Source organism: Streptomyces sp. NPDC051064 (genome assembly GCF_044455985.1).
In the GTDB taxonomy this organism is placed as follows: domain Bacteria; phylum Actinomycetota; class Actinomycetes; order Streptomycetales; family Streptomycetaceae; genus Streptomyces.
Genome location: NZ_JBITFK010000002.1, coordinates 403229 through 425995, shown reverse-complemented (window position 1 = coordinate 425995; position 22767 = coordinate 403229). Strand labels below are relative to the sequence as shown.

Here is a 22767-nt window from a genome sequence, read left to right as displayed (position 1 = left end):
AGTTGCACCGCCGGAGGACCGGCGTGGACGACCGGAAGCATGACCCGCCCGGCCACGGGGCGACACTGCCGCCGCGCCGGGCTTCTGTGTGCGATCACCCGAAAGCAGCCATGCGCCAGCCGATCAGCTCCAGGCCTTCCCCTCCCGAACCGGACAACCGGACGCGCCCGCCGGGCGAGAGGCAGTGGGTGCCCCCGCCGTCACCCCGGTCTGATGCAGGATTTCGACGGAGAGCAAGTCCTCCTTGCCCTTGAAGGCGTCCGCGACCAGCGGATCGGTGGGGAAGACCATCTCTGCTGAGACATTGTCCTGAACGATCCGGGCCAGGTTGTCCAGAGCGACGAAGATCGGGTCCCGAGGAACTTCGACGGTCGGCAGGTCGATCAGGTGAGTGGCGACCTTCGCCGGATTCATGCATCGTCTGATGATGATCGAAGCCTGATTGAGTTCGGACGTCGTCCAGATCGAGAGCACGACCGTGTACAGGTCCTTCCATGCCTCCTCGCCGATCTTGAGCCGCCACTCGCGCATGAGACCTTCCACACCGGAGATCTGCGCCGCAGCCGCGAACTTCATGTTCATGCGGATACTGGGGTACGTCCTGCCCGAGAACTCCTCGAACGACGCCATGTCGAACGTCTTGTTCATCACGGAATCACCGATGAACGTGAGTGCTTCGTCGAGGATCTTCCCGCAGGAGATCTCCAACTCCTTCGGCAGATCGGCTTTCCCGAGCTGTCGGCGGGCAGAACCGAGTGTGGCGGCGTAGTCCCGGAGTGGGCTGATCCAGCCCTCCGCCCGGGGCCCTTCGAACGCGACCATGTCCAGGTCGTGGGGGTCGATGCGGTCGGCGTTGGGGACAGGGGACACCTTGTCGCTCAAGTAGGCGGCGATGATCGAGAAGATCCCCTGAGGTACATGGCTGATCGACTTCGCCAGCTCGAACAGCTCGGGCACCGGGCTGACGGATTCCCGTTCGCTGCCCTGTTGGATCAGGGTGAACCTGCCGCCCGTGGCATCGTTCTGGACGACGATCACAGGACTCAGCCGGCTGATCAGTGCGGATTTGAGTGCGGCATAACTCGACCGCATACCGACGTTGGTGGCTCGCATCGCGTCGCGGGCCTTCAGCTCGGTGTCCGCCGCCGTCGCGTCCGCGAGCGAAGTGGCGGCGGCCGGCGGGGTGATACCGAGGAGTGTCGCGGCACCAGCGGCCGACATTCCGTCGATGAATCCTCTGCGTGTGACCATGCCCTGTCCCTCTGTCAGGCGGGGCCGGTGCCGACCGGCCACACGGACCTCGCCGCGCAAGCTCGGCGACGACCATGGACAGTGTCCCGAAGGAACGGGCCCTGAGCGGTGTCCGCCACGCAGGTGCGTGGCATGAGCCTCGGGCCGGCGGCGTGCGTGCCGGCATCGGCGGAGCCGGACATCCGCAAGCAGACTCGTCGACGCGTCCAGGCGACGGGATTACCCGCCCGCGCTGTTCAGGACACGAGGGTCTGCTCCTCCAACTCCGTCAGCTTCACGGTGCACAGGCCGCCGCGCTCGGCCTTCACACCCGTCACCTTCAGCTGCGTGCCGGGTGACAGGATGAACTCCTCCTCCCCCGTGAAGGCGGAGAAGCGGCGGATGCCCACGGCCCTGGCAGGGGTCACCTCGAAGAGCGTCCGCTTGCCACGGCTGCCGAGGAACGACCGGGCGACGCCGACCTCGGACGTGCACGAGGAGACGCCCCACCAGGTCACCGTCCGGCCGAGGGGGTACTGCGCACGGAGGTCCAGCGAGACTCCGCGCCACAACGGCTTCGTGTGGGCGGGGAGGCGGGAGACCGCCGAGAACAGCAGCCGCAGGTAGGGGAGGTACGGGACGACCTTCGCCCGGTCCGGGGAGCGCAGGACCGCGTTGATCTCCCGGTAGAACGCGGACTCGCAGGTGTAGAGGTGGAGGGCGGCGATCGCGTCGGCGGACAGCTCACCGGCCGCCTCGTCCGCGCGCCTCTTACCGAATTCGTGCGACTGCTCGACGTGCCGGCCGATGCCGGCGAGCAAGGACGCGACCGGGCTGACGGCCTCCTGGAAGTCGAGGAGCGGGGTGTCGAAGACACCGTTGATCGCCGGCAGGACGAGCCCTTCGTCCTTGACGCTCGCGAGCCGCTCCAGATACAGCTGATGCAGCTCCATGGTGGACGCTATGAACGCGCCCATGCGGTCCGCGACCCCGTCGTCCTCTCCCCCGGGCCCCTCCGCGGCCGTGTTCCACCCCTTGCTGGGCAGCCAGTCGATCTCGTCGGCGCCGAGGGAGGTGAGCGCGGCGTTGACCGTCCCGAAGTGCTCGCCCTCGCAGAAGATGTCGCCCTGCGCGGCGGGGTTGGGGTGGTCGATGTGCCGGACCTCGACGTCCGGATATCTCTTCTGCAGCCGGAGGACGACGTTCTTCAGGCTGCGGGCGTGAGCGCCCCACCAGGCGAAGACGACGTAGCGGTCCTCCTCCTCGGCGTTCTGCTTGGCCTTGAGGATCTCCTCGACGATCCGCTCGACCGCAGGGCGCCAGAACCTGGTGTGCTGATCGGTGGCCATCGCGCCGTCGCTGCTGGCGGTGAGAGCCGCGTTGAGCAGCAGAACGCCCTGTGTGAGCATCGCCTGGAACCACTCGGGCGGCTGGACGGTGTCCTGCTTCTTCAGCAGCGCGCGCACGTCGGCGATCGGGGTCTTCTTCGGTATGCCGTACTTCCACATCGCCGCCGCCTTGATGATGCAGCGGATGCTGACGACCCGGCCGAACTGGCTGTCCTTCCAGTCGTGGAAGGTGTTGTCGAACATCGCGATACCGGTGGCGCTCTCGGGCCTGGGATAAGGGTTCTGGCCGAAGACGACGACCTTCCACTTGTGCGGCGGATTCGGCTTGAGCGCCTGGAAGGTCAGCTCGCGCACCGGGACGACCCCCGGCCCGCGGGCAGGGCCGATGAACTCCGCGGCGTCCGCGTGCGACTCGATGACCGGCTTCAGCAGCGGAAGCCATGGTTCGCCGCCGCCCTTGAACAGATCGGCGAGAGCCAGCGGGTCGCTCGGGTCGGGCTGGGCCGGGGTGTTGGCATCGCTCATGGTGAAGGCGCTCCGCGGTGTCGGTCCGTGCTGAGGGCAGGGCAGGGCAAGTCGTCGGCGGGTCCGGTACCGGACGGGCCGGGGCCCCGCACAGGACAATTCATATCCCTCGCCACTGACAGCGGCGGTGGACCCAACTTCCGCTCGCGGAGGCGTTGTCAGTGGGGCGCTGTAGCGTCCTGATCAGTGGAGAGACCGCCTTTTGATCGGAGCGAACGATGACCGCGAGCCGCTTGCAGTCGCCCCCTGTCCGGGTGGTTCTGACCGACCTCAGCACCGATGTCGTCGAGGCGTGGCGGGCCGCGTTCGCCGACACCCCGGAGATCGAGATCCGCAAGGGATCGATCCTCGACGAGCGGGTCGACGCCTGGGTCAGTCCGACCAACTCCCGGGGCCGTATGGACGGTGGCACCGACGCCGCCGTCAAGCGGCATCTCGGCGCGGGCATCCAGTTGCGCGTGCAGCGTGCGATCCGTGACGGGTTCGGCGGAAGCCTCCCCGTGGGGAGCGCGGTGTGCGTGCCGTCCGGAGCGGTCAACCCGAAGTTCCTCATACCGACGCCGACGATGGAGGGGTCCTCGCAGAACGTCAGCGAGACTCTGAACGTGGCCCTGGCCTGCGCCGCCGCCTTCCAGGCGATCCACCGGCAGAACCAGAAGGCGCCGGGCAGCATCGAGTCGGTGGCACTGGTCGGCATGGGCGCCCGTACCGGCCGGGTGCCGGCGCGGGTGTGCGCCAACCTGATGTGGACGGGCTACACCTTGTTCAACGACCACCGCTTCGAGGACTACGACGACCTGCGCAGCACGATCGTCGCGCAACTCGACGACATCGAGGCCGCGCCCGCCACGGAGCGCGTCCGCATCGACCCCGCCAGGCGCGGCGCGGCGCGCCGCTGACGGAAGGCGCCACTCACACTCGTTCTCCTTGGTACCCAAGAATTTGATTAGTCATATTCTTGAGTATGATGCGCGAGGGAGAGGGAAGGGGGGTGCCTCCATGGCCCTGCGACATGCGGTGCTGGCGGCGCTGCTGGACGGCGAGTACAGCGGATACCAGCTGGCGAAGGCGTTCGACATCGGCGTCGCGAACTTCTGGCACGCCCTGCCGCAGCAGCTGTACGCCGAGCTGACCAAGCTGGAGAAGGAAGGGCTGATCGCGGGCCGGCAGGTGGTCCAGGAGACCCGGCCCAACAAACGCCTGTTCCAGGTCACCGACGCCGGTCGCGCCGAGCTGGAGGACTTCGCCGCAGCCGCGTCGAGGCCCTCGTCCATCCGCGACGATCTGCTCGTCAAGGTCCAGGTCGCCGACCGCGTCGGCACGGAGTCGGTGATCGGCCAGCTCGAGGAGCGGGCCTCCGCGGCCGAGGGCAAGATCGAGCTTCTCGACAAGCTCCTGCGGCAGCTCCGCGGTGACGTGGAGGAGGCGGAGTTCCTCCGCCACGGCGAGCGGATCGGACCGTACCTGACGTGCCTGCGCGGCCTGTCCTTCGAGCAGGAGCACCGGAACTGGTGCCTGCGGATCGCATCCGTCCTCAAGGAAAGGCAGTCCACCCGTGCCGAGCGGTGAATACGTGCGCTATGTCGCCCTGGGTGACAGTCAGACCGAAGGTGTCGGCGACGGGGACGACACCGTCGGGCTGCGCGGCTGGGCCGACCCGCTCGCCGAGCAGCTCGCAGCCGTCAACCCCGGTCTCCAGTACGCGAACCTGGCCGTGCGCGGCCGTGTCGCGGGCCAGGTCCGCGCCGAGCAGCTGGGGCCCGCCCTGGCCCTGCGGCCCGACCTGGCCACCGTCGTCGCCGGGGTCAACGACGTGCTCCGGCCACGGTTCGACGCCGCAGAGGTCTCCGGGCACCTGGAGGAGATGTTCGCCGAGCTCACGGCCGCCGGGGCCCGGGTGGTGACGATGACCTTCCCCGACGTGGGGAAGATCGCGCCCCTTGCCCGGCCGGTCCGAGGCCGCGTGTTCGACCTCAACGCCCACATCCGCGCCGCGGCCGCCCGTCATGGGGTCGCGGTCGCCGAGATCGACCTGCACGCCGCCGCCGCCGATCCGCGTCTGTGGAGTACGGACCGACTCCACACCAGCCCCCTCGGTCACGAGCGGATCGCCGCCGCTGTCGCCCAGGCCATCCAACTGCCCGGAAGCGACGACGCCTGGACCCGCCCCCTGCCGGAACAGCGGCTTCCTTCGCGTTGGCAAGCCGCGGGTGCCGAAGTGCGTTGGGCCGCCGCCTTCCTCGGCCCCTGGCTCGGGCGCCGTCTGCGCGGCCGGTCCTCCGGCGACGGCCGTACCGCGAAACGCCCCCTGCTGCAGCCCCTGCCGGCCACGCCCGGTTCCCCCGCGGACTCCGGTCGACAGCAGCCGGCGTAGGGGCGGCAGCCCCTCCTCCGTGTCCGGTCACGGGGAGATCCCGTGACCGGATGGTCAACACCCCGCATAGGCTGCTGCCGTTGGCCAACGCATCACTGTGGGGGGTACAGGGCCGATGAGCCATGCGATGGAAGTATTCGAGCCACTTCAGGCCGACGACCCGCCCGTGGTGGCGGGCTATCGGCTCGCCGCGCGGCTGGGGGCCGGTGGCATGGGCCGGGTGTATCTGTCGCACACCCAGGGCGGCCGTCCGGTGGCGATCAAGGTCGTGCGGCCGGAGCTCGCCGACGATCCGGACTTCCGGCGTCGGTTCGGCCGGGAGATCAAAGCAGCCCGACGGGTCCGGGGGGCTTACACCGCCGAGCTGATCGACGCCGACGCCGACGGCGTACCGCCGTGGCTGGCCACGCTGTACGTGCCGGGGCCGTCGCTGACGGAGGCGGTGACCCGGAGCGGCCCCCTGCCGGTGCCCGCGGCGCTGTGGCTGATGGCGGGGGTGGCCGAGGCACTGCAGGCCATCCACGCTCAGGGCATCGTGCACCGCGACCTGAAGCCGTCGAACGTGCTGCTGGCCGGCGACGGCCCACGGGTGATCGACTTCGGTATCGCGCTGGCCGCCGACGGGACCTCGTACACGGCGACCGGGGGCACGATCGGCACGCCCTCCTTCATGGCTCCGGAACAGGCCTCCGGGGGTGAGATCACGGCGGCGACCGACGTCTTCGCGCTCGCCCAGACGGCGGCGTTCGCGCTGCTCGGAAAGCCGCTCTACGGCGACGGTCCGGCCGTCAACGTGCTGTACCGGATCGTGCACTCCGAACCCGACCTGTCCTTGCTGCCCCAGTCGCTGCGTCCGCTGTTCATCCGGTGTCTGGCCGCCGACCCGGCCGCGCGGGCCACGCCGGAGGAGGTCGTGGAATGGTGCCGGGACCGGCTGGGGGCGAAGGCCGACGCGGGCGGCGGACCTGCCGTGTGGCGGGAGATCACCGGGCCGGAACCTGTGGTCCCGGCGCCGGTACCCGAGCCCACCCCGGCCTACCCGCAGGAGCCGGTGCCCGCGCCGACCGAGCAGCGGCCGCCGGTACCGGTGTCAACGTCCGGCCCGGCCTACCCGCAGCCGCAGTTCGCGTGGCCGACGCCGACGCCGGAACAACGCACGGCGCGCAGGCGCCGCACAGCGCTGATCGCGACCGCCTGTGTCGTAGCTGGGGCGCTGGCTGTGGTGGCACTGGCCTGGTCGGTCATGGACGCGATGGACCGGATCGGCGACGGGAACACGGCCGGCCCCACGGTGTCCGCGAGGGGACCGGCCGCACGCTCCTCGGCATCCGCACCGGGCTCGTCATCGGGCTCCTCCTCGGATCCGTCCAATGCCTCGGATCCGTCGGATGCCTCGGATTCGTCTGCGGTCGGGGCCGGTGACGACGCGTCCGACGACGCCGTGTTCCCGTCGGGCTCATCCCAGGATCCGCGGCCGGAGGGGTTCCCCGGGGTGTGGCTGGACGCGAAGAACTCGCTGAGTCTCAAGAGCTCCGAACCGGAGCTGAAGGGCCGCAAGGGCGACGTCCGCTTCGGTTGCGAGCAGACCGGCTGTGAACTGACGAGCGACAGCACCGTGTTCATGCAGATCTTCGGAGGTCATGGCACGACGCTCGACGAGTGCCGTCTCATGCTCGGGAGCGCCGCGAAGCACAGCTGGACGCTGGCCGCAGCGGCGGCCGGTACCGAAATCTGTATGAAGGACGACGAGGGCAACATCGGGCTGTACGTGATCCAGACGAAGTCGACCGCCCTGCCGGACATCGCCTTCCTCAGAGGAGACCTGACCGTCTGGCGGAACGCCGACCGTTAGGGCTTCTTCATCCCCACAAGAGACAGGTCACCATATGAGGGCGCCATCGCCCGTTACCCCGAAGCGAGTTGACGGGCCGCCCGTCCGGATCGGTGCTCTCGTTCCGCTGACCCGGCCCGGCTGGACCGAGGCAGGCCGGCACCTGCTCGCCGGACTCGAACTGGCCGTGAGCGAAGCCAACGCCGCCGGCGGTGTCCTCGGGCAGCCACTGGAACTCGTGGTCCGCGACACCGCGGCCGATCCGCAGCGGGCCGCGGCGGCCGTGGACGAACTGGCGGACCTGGGCGTGGCCGCCTTGGCGGGGGAGTATCACAGCGTCGTCGCCCGCACCGCCGCCATCAGGGCCGACGCCCTCGGACTGCCGTTCCTCTGCTCGTCAGCGGTCCTCGACACGCTCACCGACCGGCCGACGCAATGGGTCGCGCGCCTCTCCCCGCCGCAGTCCCGTGGCTGGGGGATCTGCGCGGACTTCCTCCTCGGCGCGGGTCACAGCCGCATCGCCGTAGCGGCCGAGCCGAGTGTCTACTGGGCGGCCGGGACCCGCATCCTGCGGGACCACCTCGCGGCACACGGCGGCACCGTCGTCGAGCTCGACCCGCGCGAGCTTCCCCCCGCGGCCTTGTGCGACGAACTCGTCGAGAGCCGGGCGACCGCCCTTCTCCTTCTGGCCGGTCACCCGGAGCCGGCAGTGCCGATCGTCAGGGCCGTCCGCCGCGACGAGCGTCTCGCCGGGACACTGATCGGCGCTCCGGCCGGGCAACCGGAGCTCGCCGGATGGGCGGAGTTGCTGGGCGAGGACGGCGCCGCGGTCCCGTTCCTGCGCTACCTGCCCGAGCACCTCGGCCCACTCGGCACACGCGTGGAAGCTGCGCTCGGCGAACGGCTCGGCGGAGCCCCCTCCTTCGTCGCCTTCGAGGGCTACGACACGGTCAACGTCCTCGCCGAGGTGCTGCGTTCGCATGGCGCGAAGGACCGCGCGCACACGGCCGGGTCCTGGTCGCGCGTCGCGGTCGAGGGCACCCGCGGGACGATCCGGTTCTCCCGCACACCGGGCATCGACGTGTGGCAATGGGTGTGGGCGCCGGTCCAGGTCGTCGATCGCGATCCGGCGGAGCCAGGCCGCTTCCGGGTCCTTCACTCAGGCTGAGAGGCTCCCTCAGCCGCGGTCCCGGATCATCGACAGCAGCCGTCCGTGGGTGTCGGCGTCCGCGGCCGCCAGGAGCCCACGGCTGCCCGCCTGTCCGATCGGGCCGCCGTCGACTCCGGTGAGGACGCAGCCGGCGGCCCGGCAGAGGGCGATGCCGGCGGCGAAGTGCACGCTCCCGGTCAGGTCGCCGCCATCGGTGACGTACGCTGCGCGCTTGCCGGCCGCGACCCAGGCCAGCGCCAGGGTCGTGGACACGACCCGCGGCCGGAACCGTTCGGCGAAACCGGGGTGTGCGAGCAGGGCCGTCGCCCGGAAGTCGGGGGCGCTCGGAAAGGGCGGGTCCAGGTTCACGTCCACCAGCTGGGTGGCGGCCGTCGGCACGGTCTCCGTGTCGGTTCCGTCCTGCCGGACCCGGGTGGTCGTGCCGTCGGTGTGGAAGACCTCGCCGCTGAACGGATCCGCCACTGCGGCCGGGCCGTCGCGCAGAGCCACGTTGACGGCGACCAGCATGTTGCCCACGGCGTAGTTGAGCGTGCCGCACAGAGGGTCCACCAGCCACTGGCGCGCCGCACCGGCCGCGCCCTGCCGCCCACCCTCCTCGCCGAGCATCGCGTCCTCGGGGCGCCCGGCCCGGATGACCGCGAGGATCGCCTTCTCTGCTGCCACATCGGCGTCGGTGGCGAAGTCCCCGGCGCCCTTGTCGATGCGGGAGAGCCGCTGTCCGTACCTGGCGCGTACGGCCTCGGCGCCGGCCAGCGCCGCGGCGATCGCCACATCGACATCGTCAGAACCCGCGGTCGGATCGGTCATGGGGTGGAGGGTACGGCGCGGCTCTCACCGTCGTACGCGGAACCGGCAGCCCGGCCCCCTCAGCCCTTCGCCACCGCGGTGGCCCGCCAAGGGGCGAGCCGCTGCACGTCCTTGGCCGTCTCCGTGACTCCGCTCAGGAAGCCCTGGGCGCGCGGGGACGCCGTGTCGCGGAGCCACTCCGGCGCTATGTCGCACACCGCGACCTTCACGCCCGTGCCGGTGAGGGCCAGCGGGAGGGTGTGGACCACGGTCGAGGGGAAGCTCAGCACCGTGTGGCCGATCGGGCCTCTGCGGGCGATGAGTTCCAGCGGCAGATCGGGGCGGACTATCTCCAGGCCGGTGGCGGCCTCCAGGGCGTGGAGCTTGTCCGCGGATTCGCGGCGGTGGGCGAAGTAGCGGGTCGCGCCGTGGGCACGGGCCAGCGAGGTGACCGCCTCCTCGTACGGGACGGGGTCGACCACGCCGGTCTCCACGAGGGAGGTGCCGACCAGGTCGGCGCCCTTGGTGATGAGGGGCGGGCCGAAGCGCTCCCGGGTCCAGGCGAAGGTGTTCGCCGTGACCTCGATGCCGTCGGGGGCGTCCACCGGCATCGCGGTGAACACCTCGACGGTGCGGGAGGCCGACGGGGTGAAGCTGCGGCGGGCCGCGGTGGTGACCGGGGCCAGGAGCAGCTCGCGCGGCCCTCCGCTCCCCCGGCGGTGCCAGCGCACCAGGCGTTCGCCGCGCGCAAGCTGGGCGACGAACTCCATGGTGGCCGTGCCGTCGTCGACGACCGTGATCCGGCGGGCCCGGACCAGGGTGAGGAGCAGTTGCACGTACCGGGAGAAGGGGTCCCCGATGACGATGCGGTCGGCCTTGCGGATCAGGCCGGTCAGCGCCCGCAGGGCCTTCAGAGGCGCGCCGGTCTCCCCGCGCGCCTCCTGCCAGCGGACGGTGATGCCCTCGTCGCGGGCCAGCTCCGCCATCCTGCGCAGCTGTCCGCGCGACATCGGGTCGACCGGGGGGAGGACGACGACCGTGGTGTCGGTTCCTCCCCGGGTGTGGGTCCACTCCAGGACGTTCAGGAGCTGGACCGGGCTCTCGACGAAGGCGAGGTTCACCGGTCGGCCCGTCAGACCGCGACCGGCTCGGCGGCCGGCGCGTTCTCGCCCTCGGCGACGACGCCCGCGACCCGGCGGAGCTTCTTCATCGGGCCGAGCTCGGACTCGTACACCTTCTTGACTCCGTCGCCGAGCGACGCCTCGATGGTGCGGATGTCGCGGACGAGACGCGTGAGGCCCTGGGGCTCGACGGAGGCGGCCTGGTCGGAGCCCCACATGGCGCGGTCCAGGGTGATGTGGCGCTCGACGAAGGTGGCGCCCAGCGCGACGGCGGCGAGGGTGGTCTGCAGGCCGGTCTCGTGGCCGCTGTAGCCGATCGGGACGTTCGGGTACTCCTGCTGAAGGGTGTTGATGACCCGCAGGTTGAGCTCCTCGGCCTTCGCCGGGTACGTCGAGGTGGCGTGGCAGAGCAGGATGTTGTCGCTGCCGAGGACCTCGACCGCGTGACGGATCTGCTTCGGCGTCGACATGCCGGTGGAGAGGATGACGGTGCGGCCGGTGGCGCGCAGGGCGCGGAGCAGCTCGTCGTCGGTGAGCGAGGCGGAGGCGACCTTGTGCGCGGGGACGTCGAACTTCTCCAGGAAGGCGACGGCCTCGGTGTCCCACGGGGAGGCGAACCAGTCGATGCCGCGCTCGGCGCAGTGCTCGGCGATGGCGGTGTACTCGGCCTCGCCGAACTCGACGCGGTGGCGGTAGTCGATGTACGTCATCCGGCCCCAGGGGGTGTCGCGCTCGATGTCCCACTGGTCGCGCGGGGTGCAGATCTCCGGGGTGCGCTTCTGGAACTTGACCGCGTCGCAGCCGGCTTCGGCGGCCACGTCGATCAGCGCGATGGCGTTGTCGAGGTCACCGTTGTGGTTGATGCCGATCTCGCCGGTGATGTAGACGGGGCGGCCGGGTCCGGCGGTGCGGGAGCCGAACGTGCGCAGACGGGAGGTGTTGCTCATTGGTGGTGCTTCCTTACGTGGTGGGGACGTTACCTGGTGGGGGTGGGGGTGGTTTCCGTGGAGAGGGTGGGGCCCAGGAGCCAGGCCGCGATCTCGCGGATGGCGCCGGAGCCGCCGGGGTTGGTGGTCACGGCGCGCGCGGCGGCGCGTACCGAGTCGTGGGCGCTCGCGACGGCGACGGGCCAGCCCGCCAGGCCGAAGCAGGCCAGGTCGTTGACGTCGTTGCCGACGTAGAGCACGCGGTCGGGAGCGATGGACTGCTCCTCGCACCACTGCTTGAGTGCCAGGTCCTTGCGGTCGATGCCGTGCAGGACGGGGACCTGGAGTTTGCGGGCGCGGGCGGCGACGACCGGGTTCTGTTCCGTGGACAGGATCAGGAGCGGTACGCCGGCCCGGCGCAGGGCGGCGACGCCGAGACCGTCGCCGCGGTGCACCGAGACGATCTCGCGGCCGTCGGAGTCGATGAGGACGCGGTCGTCGGTCTGCGTGCCGTCGAAGTCGAGGACGACGGCGTCGATGTCCGCCCGGGTGGGGAAGGGCGAGGGGTCCAGGAGCGGTGCGAGGGCGCGGGCGCGGGCCAGATCGTGCGGGTCGTCGATCTCCAGGACCCGGGCCGGGTCGGTCGGCACGAGCGCCGTGCGGCCGAAGAAGCGGTGGCGGTGGGCGCGGAAGCCCTCGACGTCCATGGCGTACGCGGCGCCGGTCTCCAGGTAGTCCTGGGGCCGGTCCTGACGACGGGGGCGTACGGCCTTGTCGTGGTTGACGCCGTAGGTGTCCTCCTCGACCGCGCTGCCGTCGCGCCACACGAAGCCGTGGAAGGGCGCCACGGTGACTGCGGTGTCTGCGCCGTCGCGGGCCACCGCGGTGGCGACACCGTCGATGTCCTCGCGGGTGATGAAGGGGCTCGTGCACTGGACCAGGAGCACCACGTCGGCCTTCCGGCCGTGCGTCGTCGTCTCGTAGCTGTGCAGGGCGTGCAGGACCGCGTCCTCGCTGGTGGCGGTGTCACCCGCGATCGCGGCGGGTCGCTGCACACAGCGCAGCCGGGAGCCCTCCCCCAGGGCCTCCGCGGCGGCGACGGCCGCCGCTGCGATGGCCGGGTCGTCGGTGGTGACGACGACGTCCGTGACCTCGGGCGAGGCGAGGCAGGCGCGGACTGCGCGGGCGACGAGCGGTACGCCGCCGACACGGGCGAGGTTCTTCGCGGGCACGCCCTTGGATCCGCCGCGGGCGGGGATCACGGCGAGCACGGTGGGGGGCGGGGTCATGGATGCTCCTGAATCGGTGGTCACAGCTCGCCCATCCGCCGGATCACGGGGGCGACCCGCTGGACGCCGTGGCGGTAGGCTCCGCGCGCCGCGTTGCGTACGGTTTCGCGTACCGCGCCCCGGACCCGGCCCGTCTCCTTGGGCGTGACGGCGCCCGGAAGCGGGTGGCCGTCGGGGCCCAGGTGGTAGCGGGCGAGGATGCCGGGGAGGTATCCGGGCGCGGTGGCGGGCGTGTAGTAGGGGGCGAGGCGGGGAAGCGGCCCGGCGGCGAGCAGCGCCGCCACCCGGGCGCGGGCGGTGTCGTAGGCCGTCCCGTAGGTGCCGTCGGCGGCGACGCCCTGGCCGGAGAGCCACTCCTCGTCGGGCTCGGGGCGGAGGCCGCCGTCGAGGTGGTCCCAGGACGTGATCAGTCCCGATCCGATGAAGTGGTGGTTGCCCAGGGCCTCGCGTACGCCGAGGTCGGAGAGGATCGCGGTCGGGATCCGCCGGTGCAGGGACTCCAGTGCGGCGGTCGAGGACACGGTGACCAGCAGGTCGGTGCGGTCCAGGACCTCGCCCATGTGCCCGTACACGAGGCGGAAGTTCGGCGGGAGGCCGCCGGGGATCCGCTCGGCGAGCCGCTGGTAGGGCAGCTCCTCGATGTGCGTGGTGTGCTCGCCGGGCTTGGAGCGCAGCTTCAGCAGCACCTCGCGGGCGGGGTGCAGCCGGGCGTGCTCGACGAGCCGGCGCAGCAGGTAGGTGCGGTCGGCGCGGGAGGCCGGCACGGACGGCTGGGCGGCGAACACGACGGTGTCGCGGCCCTCCTGCGCCCGGTGCGGCTCCCCGCCGAGGAACGGCAGGGCGGCCTCCGTGACGGACGACGCGTCGGCGCCGACCCCTTCGTACACCGCGCGGAACCGCTCCCCGTCGTGGCGGGAGTTGGCGAGGACGACGTCCGCGCCGTGGCGCAGCAGCAGTCCGTCGGCGAGCTTCTCGTAGACGACCCCGACGTAGCCGGTGACGACGACGGGCCTGCGGGGCAGGTCCAATGCCGCCAGGCCGTGCAGCATCGCCTGGACCGCGCCGCCCACGAGGGCGAGGACGACGACGTCGTACGCCTCGTCCCGCACCGTGTGCAGGAACTCGACCGCTGTCACCTCGCGCACCCGGTCGGCGTCGACGCCGACCTCGCCCACCTCGGCGAGCTGGCGGGGCGTCGGGGTGGCACGCCCACGCAGCAGCAGTCCGCTGATCTCCACGGGTCGCTCCGCCGCTCCGGGCCCCGGGGCGTTGGAGAGGCGGCGCGCGGTGAGCGCGCCCCACTTCCACCGGGTGTCGGAGTCGGCGAGCACGGCGATGCGGAGGGCCGTACGGCCGGCTGCTGGTGTGGCGGCCGGAGCGGCCGCGTCATCGGTACGGGGGGGCACGTCGTAAAAGTTAGGAAGCCATTTCGATCCGCGGCCCAACGTGATGGCAACAAATGGTTAACAGCCGGTCGACGATTGGGGATTCGGTCCTTCGAGGGGCCGAATCGGCCCCGCAGGCAGGCCGGTTCACTTTCCCGATGCGTTCCGTTCACTTTCCGTACGGGCGGGAGTCAAGGCGAATGCCGGGGCCACCCCTAGCGTGATGCGGGTGGTCAAGCTCTCCGTCATCGTGCCGTTCTACAACGTCCAGGCATACGCACCCGACACGCTCAGAAGTCTGCGGGCCAATACCCGTGAGGATTTCGAGTTCATCCTCGTCGACGACTGCTCGACCGACGGGACGCCGGATCTGTTGCGCCGGGCCCAGGACGAGATCGAGGGGGTGGTCGTGCACAGGCATGAGCGCAACGCCGGTCTGGCCACCGCCCGCAACACCGGTCTGGACGCCGCCCGCGGCGAGTACATCGCCTTCCTGGACGGCGACGACTGGCTCGCGCCCGGCCACTACGACCGTCTGCTCGCCCGGACCGAGGCCCTGGGCTGCGCGTTCGTGCGCACGGACCACGTCCAGGTCACCGGCACGTCCCGCACGGTGCGCCGTGTCCCCCACGGCCTGCGGGGAGTGGTGAGCGACCCCCGGGACGCGATCCTGCCGGCCGACCGGACGACCTCGGTCGATTACGCCTTCGCCTGGGCGGGGCTCTACCACCGCGGCCTGCTGGACCGGGGGCTGCTGCATTTCACCGACGGGCTGCGCACCGCCGAGGACCGGCCGTGGATCTGGCGGCTGCACCGGGAGGCGGAATCCTTCGCGGTCCTGGGAACGCTGGGCCATTTCTACCGGCGGGGAGTCGCTTCATCCCTCACCCAGATCGGGGATGAACGCCAGCTCGATTTCATTCGGGCATACGACCAGGTGGTGGCCGATACCGCGAAGGACCGCGACGCCGACATCCTGATGCCGAAAGCCGTGCGGACCTACTGCGCCGTTATTTCGCATCACGTCGGATCCATGGAGAAATTCGAACCGTCCGTGGCCCGCACGCTCAGATCACTCGCCTCGGCGGCACTCGGAAACATGCCCCGGCGCGTGCTCGACGACGTCCTGGACTCGATGGACACCGAAAGGGCGACCGTGCTGCGCAAGCTGCGCCGCCGGTCCGCCATCACCGAGGGAGCGACCGCCGCGTGACCGTCCAGATCTTCGTCGCCTCCAGCTTCCACTGCACGGCCGTGCTCGCCGCGGCACTCGACTCGGGCTGCTTCGAGAGCTCCGGACGCCGCATCCTCCTGCTGAGCGACGACACGGCGATCCCCGAGGCGACACCCCCGGTCGACGCGACACCCGGGTTCGGACGGCTGCGTACCCGCTTCGACGAGGTGCTCTCCTGGAACGACGCCGTCTTCCCGCTGCACCCGGGCGCCTGGGCCCCCAGGCCCGACGACGTACCCCTGTGGGAGCGCCACCTGCGGCGCGCGTGGGACCTCGGGGACGAGGAGGTCGAGCTGGCCCTGGAGTCCCCGCACGCCTCCCCCTCCCAGGCCGTCGCCCAGATCTTCACCGGCGGGCCGGTGACCGTGTACGCGGACGGGCTGACCGGTTACGGCCCGACCGGGGGCAAGATCCCGCCGCTGATCGGCACCCGCGTCCGGCAGCTGCTCCACCCGGACCTGCTCCCGGGCCTGACACCGCTGCTGCTGGGCGAGTTCGACGCCGTACCCCGCCCGTTGCCCGTTCCGGCCCTGCTCAAGGTCTTCGCCGAACTCGCGGAGGCCGCACCGGAGTCCGGGGCCCCGCAGGGAGCCGCGGTGCTGCTTCTCTCCGGGGCCGGGGCGCTCCCCGCCGCCGAGGAGACGGAGCTCCACCTGCGGATGATCCGCGGCACGGCCGCCCTCGGCCACACCCACCTCGTCCTCCAGCCCCACCCCAGCGGCCCCGCGCCCTCCATGGCGTCCCTGCGGGCGGAGGCCGTACGCCTCGGTGTCGAGCTGACCGTCCCGGACTCCGCCCTCCCGGCCGAGGTCCTCTACGAGAGGCTGCGCCCCGCGCTCGTCGTCGGCACGTTCTCGACGGCGCTGTTCACTGCGGCCGCGTACTACGGCCTGCCGGTGGCGAGGACCGGGACCGGCACCCTCCTGGAGCGCCTCACCCCGTACGAGAACCCGGCGAGGATCCCGGTCACGATCGTCGACGCCCTGCTGCCCGACCTGGCCGACCCCGCCGCCGTGGCGGACCGGTCGCCGCTGACGGAGGCCACGGTGGCCGAGGCACTCGACGGCCTGCTGCCGGCCGTCGCCTTCGCCATGCAGCCACGCGTCCGTCCGGACCTCCGCCCGGCCGCCGAGCGCTATCTCTCCACCCGTCTGAACACCCGGACCTGGCGCTACTTCAAGCGCCGCCGTCTGGGGTCGCTGGCTCTCCCCGGCGTCGTCCCCGCCCGCCTCGCCTTCGTCCGCCGGAACGCCACACTGCGCCGGCTCGCGCGGCGCGCACGGGCCCTGAAGCGGCGCGCGCGCCGCTGATCAGCCCAGCAGCCGCGTCAGCCCGAGCCGGGTCCACAGCAGGGCCGCGCCGAAGGAGAGGGCCGTCGTGGCGGCGGTCACCGTGACGACCAGGGCCGCCGCCACCGGCAGCGACAGGTCGGCGTCGACGAGTACGTCGGTGAGGACACCCAGCACCAGCACGTGGATCATGTACGCGCCGAACGAGGCACCCGCCAGCCGGGTCAGCGCCGGGCGCAGGCGCTCCGGGACGCGCAGCCGGTGCAGCGCGACCAGCACACCCGCGCTGAACAGGGCCACCAGGATGCTCGCGTACGGGATCGCGTAGTGCACCTCGTGCTGGTACGCGATGACCGCGGCCAGGAACGCCCCCGCCGGCAGCAGCCACCACAGGCTCCGCCTGCCGAACGTCTCGGCGGGCAGTGCGAGGACCAGGGCGCCGAGGACCGCGTAGATCAACTGGTACGGGCCGAAGCTCCAGCCGAAGCGCGGCAGTTCCAGATCCATGACCTTCCCCAGGTCGCCGAAGAGGGTCGGGGCGGCGCCCAGCACGAGAAGGGCGGCGCCGAGGCCCCAGGGACGCTTGCCGGACTTCACCAGGGCGGCGAAGGCCAGGAGCAGGATCACGGGGATGTAGGCGTACAGGTACCAGAGGTGGTACGCCGGACGCACCGAGGCGAACAGCGCGTCGAACGCCAGCTCGCCGGCCGGGGCGTCGTTGGTGCCGCGCAGCCGGCCCCATGCCACGTAGAGCACCGTCCACACGGCGAGAGGCACCACGATCCGCACGATGCGCTGCCACAGCTGCCGGCCGTCCCGGACGGGGGCGCCGACGAGGACGACCCATCCGGCGATCGCGAAGAACAGCGGGACGGCGAAGCGGCCCGCCGAGTCCGCCGCCAGACCCGCCCAGTAGGTGCCGGGGCCGTTGGCGGCGTCCCGGCCCGGCGTGCTCACGAAGGCGGAGCCCGTGTGGCAGAGGATCACGCCGACGGAGCAGAGCAGTCGGATCAGATCGATGTCGTACCGGTGTTCGCGGCGCGGGCGGGGTGCGGGGGCGGGCTCCGGGGACTGCGCGGGGGCAGGCGGGCCGGCCGGGGAGACAGAGGAAGACATGGTCAACGAAGGCTATGAACGGGCGGGTCCCGGGTGAACTCCGGTCAGGTGAACAGTCACTTCGTCCGGGTGTCCGGCAGGTGAAGGCTCCGTGCCGGCTCGGCGGCCCTGGGGCCGGGGAGGTGCGGGACGGGGCGCCCGGAGAAGGGGTCCGGCAGGCCGAAGACGTCCCGGAGCTCGGCGAGGTTGGCGCGGGTGACCGCCCACAGGTGCTCCTGCCGGCCGTGTACGTCGGCCACGGCTGCCCCGTGGTCGTCGAGCACGGCCGCCGCACGCTCGGCGAGGCGGGCGCCCAGCGAGCGGTCGTGGACGGACACACCCCAGTCGGGGCGGTCGATGTCGGCGAGGAAGTAGGCGAGCTTGGGGTGCGAGACCAGGCTGATGATCGGCGTGCCGCAGCCGAAGGGGATCATTCCCGCGTGCCCGCGCATGCCGATGACCAGCCGCGTACGCCGGTAGAGCTCGCGGATGCGGTCGTTGGAGAACAGGTACAGCGGCTCCACCGGGAGGGCGATGCCGTGTTCCCGGCGCAGGTCGTGGACGAACTTCTCGTCGGCCGGCATATGGGCCGCGTAACGGACCTCGGCGCGCTCGCCGATGGCGCGTACGGCGGCGGCCGACTCGGCCAGGAAGTGGCCGTAGTCGTGGCCGAAACGCAGGCCGGCGCGGTCGTAGGCGCAGTTGACCAGCACGGTGTCGTCCCGGCTCACGCCGTCGTCCAGGCCGGGGTCGAGGTGGCGGGCGACGGTCGTGGGACACGGCTGGTAGCGGACCCGGTCCCGTAGCTCCTCGGGCAGGAGTTCCCTGACCCGGTCCACCGATCCGTGGTTCCGCAGTCCGAAGAAGGCCGACTTCCCGACCAGGGCGCGCAGGCTCTCCGCGAAGCGCTCCCTGCGGTAGCGCTGGCCGTCGAAGACGTTGTAGCCGACCGCGAAGACGGCGAGCGGCGCGGTGATCCGGGCCAGGACGTCATCGGGGATGTTCCACTGCCAGCCGCTGTTGCCGTTGGGCGCGGTGTCCGGGAGGAAGAGCCCGCCACCGCCGACGACGACGCCGCGCCGGGCGTTCAGCTCCTCCAGTGCGGGCTCGTCGACCAGCCGGTGCACGGACCGCTCGTGCCAGCGGGCGGGCCCGGTGTCGGGCCCGAAGCACATGCGCACCGCTTCGGGGAGCACCTTGTCGCCCGCGTTCTCCTGACCGTCGGCGAACAGGGCGACATGGGCGAGCTGTTCGTCCGCGGGACCCTGCGCGGGAGCCCCGGCGGAGCGCGTACGGACGTACCAGGCGTGGCAGTTGCCGTCGGTGGGGTCCGCGTCGAGGCCCTCCCGTGCGTACGCCGCCGCGTCCTCGGTCCGGCCCAGCAGCCAGGCGAGCCGGGCCAGCTGGCCGTAGGCGCGGGCGGCGAAGTCCGGTGACACGGTGGCCAGGAGGAGATGGGCCTCGGCCTCCTCGTAGCGGGACAGGGCCATCAGGCTGATGCCCAGCGTCTCCTGGCAGCGCGGCAGGTCGGGCCGGTCCGCCACGGCGGCGGTCAGCAGGGCGACGGCCTCGTCGTAGCGGCCCTGCTGTCGGTGCACCTCCGCGACCCGGCGGACCAGGTCCACCGGCGCACGCCCCTCCTCGGGGAACGGCAGGGCGCAGTGCAGAAGCAGTTCGGGGTGGGTGGGGCCCGGGAGGGCGCAGCAGGCGGCGCGGAATGCCGCGTCGTCCAGCTCGAAGCGTTCGCGCGCCTCGTACGCCGGGGTGCCGGGAGCGGGGTCCTCGCCGAGGTGCAGGACGACGGTGCTCCCGGGTACGGGGATGCCGTCGTACAGCCGGTCGGCCGGGAAGTCGTAGGGGGAGCCGAGCGGTTCGAGGATCCCCGCCTCCGTCAGCGCGCGGCCGACCGCGTCCTCGCCGCCTTCGGCGAGGACGTCGAGCACGTCGTCCGTCACGTCCTGGCGCTGGATGACCAGCAGCCCGTCGTCCCGCACCGTCCGGCGGCCGCCGGGTGCGGGCTGCGGCACGGCTGCCACTCCTGTGCGGAGGGCCAGCAGCGGCCGGAGGGAGCCGAGGACGACCATGTCGGGGCCGAGCGCGATGACGGTGTCGTAGCCGGTCGCCCGGAAGACGTCGAGGCGGCTCTCCGCGATACGCGGGACGAGGCGCGGGTGCAGCCGGCGCGCGGCGTCGAGCGCGGAGTCGGGCAGCCCGGGGTGCAGGAGGAGGAAGTCCTCGCAGACCGCCGGGTCCGCCAGCGCGAGGCTGCGCAGCAGCACGAGGAGGCCGGGCATCCGGTCCTCGTCGGCGTAGGCGGCGAAGGCGATCCTCCGCTTCCCGGTGACGGCGCTCCGGTCGTCGGCGTCGGCGGGCTGCGTCCGTCCCTGGGCGTCGGCGTCGGGCTGCGTCCGTCCCTCGGGGGCTGCGGGCCCGGGCCGTCTGTCGTCGGTGGGCTCGGCGGGGCTGTTCATCGCAGCTGGGTCCTCATCTCGGTCTCGTCCTGGTGTGCCGCCCGGGCGGCGACCCACTCCCGCTCGCGCGGCAGCAGCTGCCCCGGCAGCCCGAAGCCGATGAGGTCCAGGCGGTCGGCCGCGTCCAGGAAGTCCAGGAGCCTGAGCACGGTGAACGCGGTGGTGGTCCGGGTCCCCCAGTCGTCCTCGCCGAGCAGCGCCGGATCGTCCAGGGGACGCCGCAGCGAGGCGTCGCCGACCTGCTCCTGCGCGCCGGCGACCAGGCGGGCGCGCAGCGAGCGGCGCCACTGCGACAGCGGGTCGCCGAAGACCAGCCGGGTGCCCGCCGGGCGGTCCCAGGCGGGGCCCGTCCACGGGGTGTCGCCCCGCAGCGTGACCGCGTGCAGGTCGGTGCGCGGGGCGGCGGCCGGAAGGGTGTCGCAGCGCACCACCAGGTCGTATCCGCCGATCAGCTCGGCGAGCGGGCTGCCGGGGTCGCGTTCCTCGTCGGCGACCCGGGCCGCGCCGGCGACCAGGCAGACGGAACGGCCTGCGACCGTGCGGCGCAGGGCGCCGGCTCCGGCCGGCTCCACGCCGCCGAGCAGGGGGTCGGCCATCCGGTCCCGGTCCAGGAGCCGGCGGTAGGCGGCGTACCGCGCGGTGAGGCGGCGGACGACCGGGTCGGCCGTGCCGCCGCGCTCGGCGGTGTGACGGCGCACGATCCCGGCGAAGACCGTACGCGCCTGTCCGGCGGGGGCGTTGTGCAGCGCCCGCAGGGCGGCGCCGTCCTCGCCGGGGAGCAGCCCGGCGGCCTCGTCCAGACAGGCGCGGAGATCCTGGAGCGTGGCGATACGGCGCGCGATGTCCTCGGCCGCCGCCGGGTTCTGCTGAAGCGCCAGGTGTTCTCCGTACGCCTGCTCCGCCTCGTCCCGGCGGCCCAGCGCGTCCAGCGCGCTTCCACGCAGCCGCCACGCGCCCTTGGACCTGGCGCGCAGCGCGGTGGCCTCGACGGCGATGTCCAGGGCGAGATGTGTCTCCGTCTCCCCGCCGGCCTCCAGGGCGCGCTGCCCGGTGCGGAGCAGGGCGTCGAAGAGGTCGTCCCCGTCGGTTCCGCAGGCCGTGGTGAGGCCGCCGATGGCGGCGAGGAGCCGGGTCTGCGGGGCGTCGCCCGTGGGACCGCCCGCGGTGAGGCCCGCGAGGTAGTCGCCGCACAGGCGCAGTGCGGCCGTGGGGGCCGGCCGCGCCGTGGAGCCCTGCCCGGTTCTCGCCCGCACTGCCTTGAGCAGCCCCGTGAAGGTCTGGCCCATGCTCGTTCCGCCGTTCTGTCATCAGTGGCCGGCCGGGGCGCGCGCCCCGGTTCCGGGGTCAGAGGCCCAGGCTGGTGCGGGTGCGCCGCACGGTGCGGCGCAGCCGGACCGCCGCTCCTCGCGGTCCGCCGCCGGGCAGGGTGAGCTTCTGCAGGCGGCGCCGTTTGAAGTAGTGCTGCGTGCCCGTGCCGAGGTGGTCCCGCAGCCAGGCCTCGGCCTCGGCGCGCAGCGTGGGGTGGAGACCGGACTGCATGCAGTAGCCGACCGTCCTGACCAGGGGTGCGAGGGTTTCCGGTGCCGTGGAGGGGAGCTCGGGCACCGGCTCGCCGGCCTGCTCGTCCAGGTCGGGCACGAGGTGGTCGACGATCGTCAGCGGGATGCGGTTGCTGTTCTCGTACGGGGTGATGCGGTCCAGGACGAGACGCGTGCCGACCCGGGCGACGGGGATGCCGTAGTACGCGGCGGCGGTGAACATCGCGGTCGAGAAGCAGCCGACGACGAGCGTGGGCGCGCACCGCTCGTAGAGGGTCTCGGCGAGCAGAGGGCTGTCCAGGGTGGTCAGCCGTATCCCCAGTGCGGCGGCCGCGTCGTCCAGGGCCCTGGAGTAGCGGGCCGGTGCGGTGGGGTGGGGCTTGAAGAGGACGGAGGTGTGGCCGGCCCGCGCCGCGCCGCGCAGCATGCGCAGGTGCAGGTCCTCCTCCTCCTCGGCCGTGAGGATGTTCAGCGCCGCGAGGTACTGGCCGAGGAGCACGGCCGTGGGCGCCTCGGCCTCGGCCTCCGCGAGCCGGCGGTCACCGTCCGCCGCCCCGGCGATCTCGCCGAGGACCTTGCGGAAGGCGTCGTTAGGGACGAGCTCGGGCTCGACGCCGGACTCGGCGAGGAGGAGCGGACGCAGTCCCGGGACGAGATCCAGGTGGAGCACCCGCTGGATCCGGCAGGCGATGGACCGCGGGACCTTGTTGCGGGTGGGGCCGTAGCTCATCAGCCCGTCCGCGTAGACGTGCACGGCGCTCTCGGAGAAGATCGCGGCCAGCGCACGGGCCGGGTTGACCTGGATGGACTCGACGGCGAGGTCGACGGGGGCCTCGGGGGCGATGCCCCAGGCGAGGCGGAAGGCGCGCTGCCAGAGCTCGGTCTCCTCGGCGCGCGGGCCCCAGCCGCTCGGGTGGTGCGGGCTGATGGCTTCGTTCCAGTCGACGACGGAGTCGAAGCGGGCGGCGATGTCCCCGTAGCCCCGCATCTCCTCCAGCCGGAGGGCGGTCTCGGGGATCGCCGCGTTGTTGGTCACGAGCAGGACGCGGTGGCTGTCCTGCCCGGGCCCGAACTGGCCGGCGTCGAGGGCCGCCGCGAGTGTGGCCGCCCCGTACAGGGTCGACACCTGGAAGATCTGGGTGCGCGTGGGCAT

Annotated in this window: 18 protein-coding genes; 7 read left to right on the top strand and 11 right to left on the bottom strand. The window is 72.2% G+C overall.

Going from position 1 to position 22767, the window contains the following annotated elements; translation table 11 throughout:
* Window positions 1-123: 123 nt before the first annotated feature.
* The gene (locus ACIBCU_RS08765) at window positions 124-1251 is read right to left on the bottom strand and encodes a hypothetical protein (RefSeq protein ID WP_399230214.1); all 1128 of its coding nucleotides are present in this window, start codon (window positions 1249-1251) and stop codon (window positions 124-126) included.
* Between the two features lie 236 nt (window positions 1252-1487).
* Window positions 1488-3104 (bottom strand): ADP-ribosyltransferase domain-containing protein, encoded by a 1617-nt coding sequence (locus ACIBCU_RS08760; RefSeq protein ID WP_399230212.1) that lies wholly within the window; start codon window positions 3102-3104, stop codon window positions 1488-1490.
* A 218-nt stretch (window positions 3105-3322) separates the two neighbouring features.
* Here ACIBCU_RS08760 and ACIBCU_RS08755 point away from each other — a divergent pair, with 218 nt between their 5' ends.
* The 5 genes from ACIBCU_RS08755 to ACIBCU_RS08735 all read left to right on the top strand — a co-directional run bounded on the left by ACIBCU_RS08755 (window position 3323) and on the right by ACIBCU_RS08735 (window position 8477).
* On the top strand, window positions 3323-4003 hold the full coding sequence (locus ACIBCU_RS08755; RefSeq protein ID WP_399230210.1) for a macro domain-containing protein: 681 nt from the start codon (window positions 3323-3325) through the stop codon (window positions 4001-4003).
* 100 nt (window positions 4004-4103) lie between these two features.
* A complete protein-coding gene (locus ACIBCU_RS08750; RefSeq protein ID WP_362935529.1) occupies window positions 4104-4673 on the top strand; it encodes a PadR family transcriptional regulator in 570 nt (189 codons plus the stop codon).
* Window positions 4660-5478, top strand: coding sequence for an SGNH/GDSL hydrolase family protein (locus tag ACIBCU_RS08745; RefSeq protein WP_399230207.1), 819 nt, complete (start codon window positions 4660-4662; stop codon window positions 5476-5478). Before ACIBCU_RS08750 ends, ACIBCU_RS08745 begins: the two co-directional genes overlap by 14 nt.
* A 127-nt stretch (window positions 5479-5605) precedes the next feature.
* Window positions 5606-7330, top strand: a complete 1725-nt coding sequence (locus tag ACIBCU_RS08740) for a serine/threonine-protein kinase (protein ID WP_399230205.1) — start codon at window positions 5606-5608, stop codon at window positions 7328-7330.
* Window positions 7331-7364: 34 nt separating this feature from the next.
* The gene (locus ACIBCU_RS08735) at window positions 7365-8477 is read left to right on the top strand and encodes an ABC transporter substrate-binding protein (protein ID WP_399230203.1); all 1113 of its coding nucleotides are present in this window, start codon (window positions 7365-7367) and stop codon (window positions 8475-8477) included.
* A gap of 9 nt (window positions 8478-8486) precedes the next feature.
* Here the strand turns inward: ACIBCU_RS08735 and ACIBCU_RS08730 are convergent, their stop codons facing one another.
* Genes ACIBCU_RS08730 through ACIBCU_RS08710 form a run of 5 tightly spaced genes read right to left on the bottom strand, consistent with a single transcriptional unit; the run spans window position 8487 to window position 14008 of the window.
* Window positions 8487-9287, bottom strand: a complete 801-nt coding sequence (locus ACIBCU_RS08730; protein WP_362935517.1) for an inositol monophosphatase family protein — start codon at window positions 9285-9287, stop codon at window positions 8487-8489.
* 59 nt (window positions 9288-9346) lie between these two features.
* Complete coding sequence (locus tag ACIBCU_RS08725; RefSeq protein WP_399230201.1) at window positions 9347-10387, bottom strand: hypothetical protein; 1041 nt, start codon at window positions 10385-10387, stop codon at window positions 9347-9349.
* Between the two features lie 11 nt (window positions 10388-10398).
* A complete protein-coding gene (locus tag ACIBCU_RS08720) occupies window positions 10399-11334 on the bottom strand; it encodes an N-acetylneuraminate synthase family protein (RefSeq protein ID WP_362935511.1) in 936 nt (311 codons plus the stop codon).
* Window positions 11335-11363: 29 nt separating this feature from the next.
* Window positions 11364-12602 carry an acylneuraminate cytidylyltransferase gene (locus tag ACIBCU_RS08715; RefSeq protein ID WP_362935508.1) on the bottom strand — a complete coding sequence of 413 codons (1239 nt, stop codon included), beginning with the start codon at window positions 12600-12602 and terminating at the stop codon, window positions 11364-11366.
* Between the two features lie 20 nt (window positions 12603-12622).
* Window positions 12623-14008: a DUF6716 putative glycosyltransferase gene (locus ACIBCU_RS08710; RefSeq protein WP_399230198.1), complete on the bottom strand. Its 1386-nt coding sequence runs from the start codon at window positions 14006-14008 to the stop codon at window positions 12623-12625.
* 208 nt (window positions 14009-14216) lie between these two features.
* Between ACIBCU_RS08710 and ACIBCU_RS08705 the strand changes: the two genes are divergently transcribed.
* Window positions 14217-15200, top strand: coding sequence for a glycosyltransferase family 2 protein (locus ACIBCU_RS08705; RefSeq protein ID WP_362935502.1), 984 nt, complete (start codon window positions 14217-14219; stop codon window positions 15198-15200).
* The gene (locus ACIBCU_RS08700; protein WP_399230196.1) at window positions 15197-16531 is read left to right on the top strand and encodes a polysialyltransferase family glycosyltransferase; all 1335 of its coding nucleotides are present in this window, start codon (window positions 15197-15199) and stop codon (window positions 16529-16531) included. The genes ACIBCU_RS08705 and ACIBCU_RS08700 overlap by 4 nt, the downstream gene beginning before the upstream one ends.
* Here the strand turns inward: ACIBCU_RS08700 and ACIBCU_RS08695 are convergent, their stop codons facing one another.
* From ACIBCU_RS08695 to ACIBCU_RS08680, 4 genes are read right to left on the bottom strand one after another with little or no spacing between them, the layout of a single operon-like run.
* On the bottom strand, window positions 16532-17626 hold the full coding sequence (locus ACIBCU_RS08695; RefSeq protein ID WP_399230194.1) for an acyltransferase: 1095 nt from the start codon (window positions 17624-17626) through the stop codon (window positions 16532-16534).
* 56 nt (window positions 17627-17682) lie between these two features.
* Window positions 17683-20076 carry a polysaccharide pyruvyl transferase family protein gene (locus ACIBCU_RS08690; RefSeq protein WP_399230192.1) on the bottom strand — a complete coding sequence of 798 codons (2394 nt, stop codon included), beginning with the start codon at window positions 20074-20076 and terminating at the stop codon, window positions 17683-17685.
* Entirely contained in the window at window positions 20073-21362 is a 1290-nt protein-coding gene (locus ACIBCU_RS08685) for a hypothetical protein (RefSeq protein ID WP_399230190.1), read from the bottom strand. Before ACIBCU_RS08685 ends, ACIBCU_RS08690 begins: the two co-directional genes overlap by 4 nt.
* 58 nt (window positions 21363-21420) lie before the next feature.
* Entirely contained in the window at window positions 21421-22767 is a 1347-nt protein-coding gene (locus ACIBCU_RS08680; protein ID WP_399230188.1) for a polysialyltransferase family glycosyltransferase, read from the bottom strand.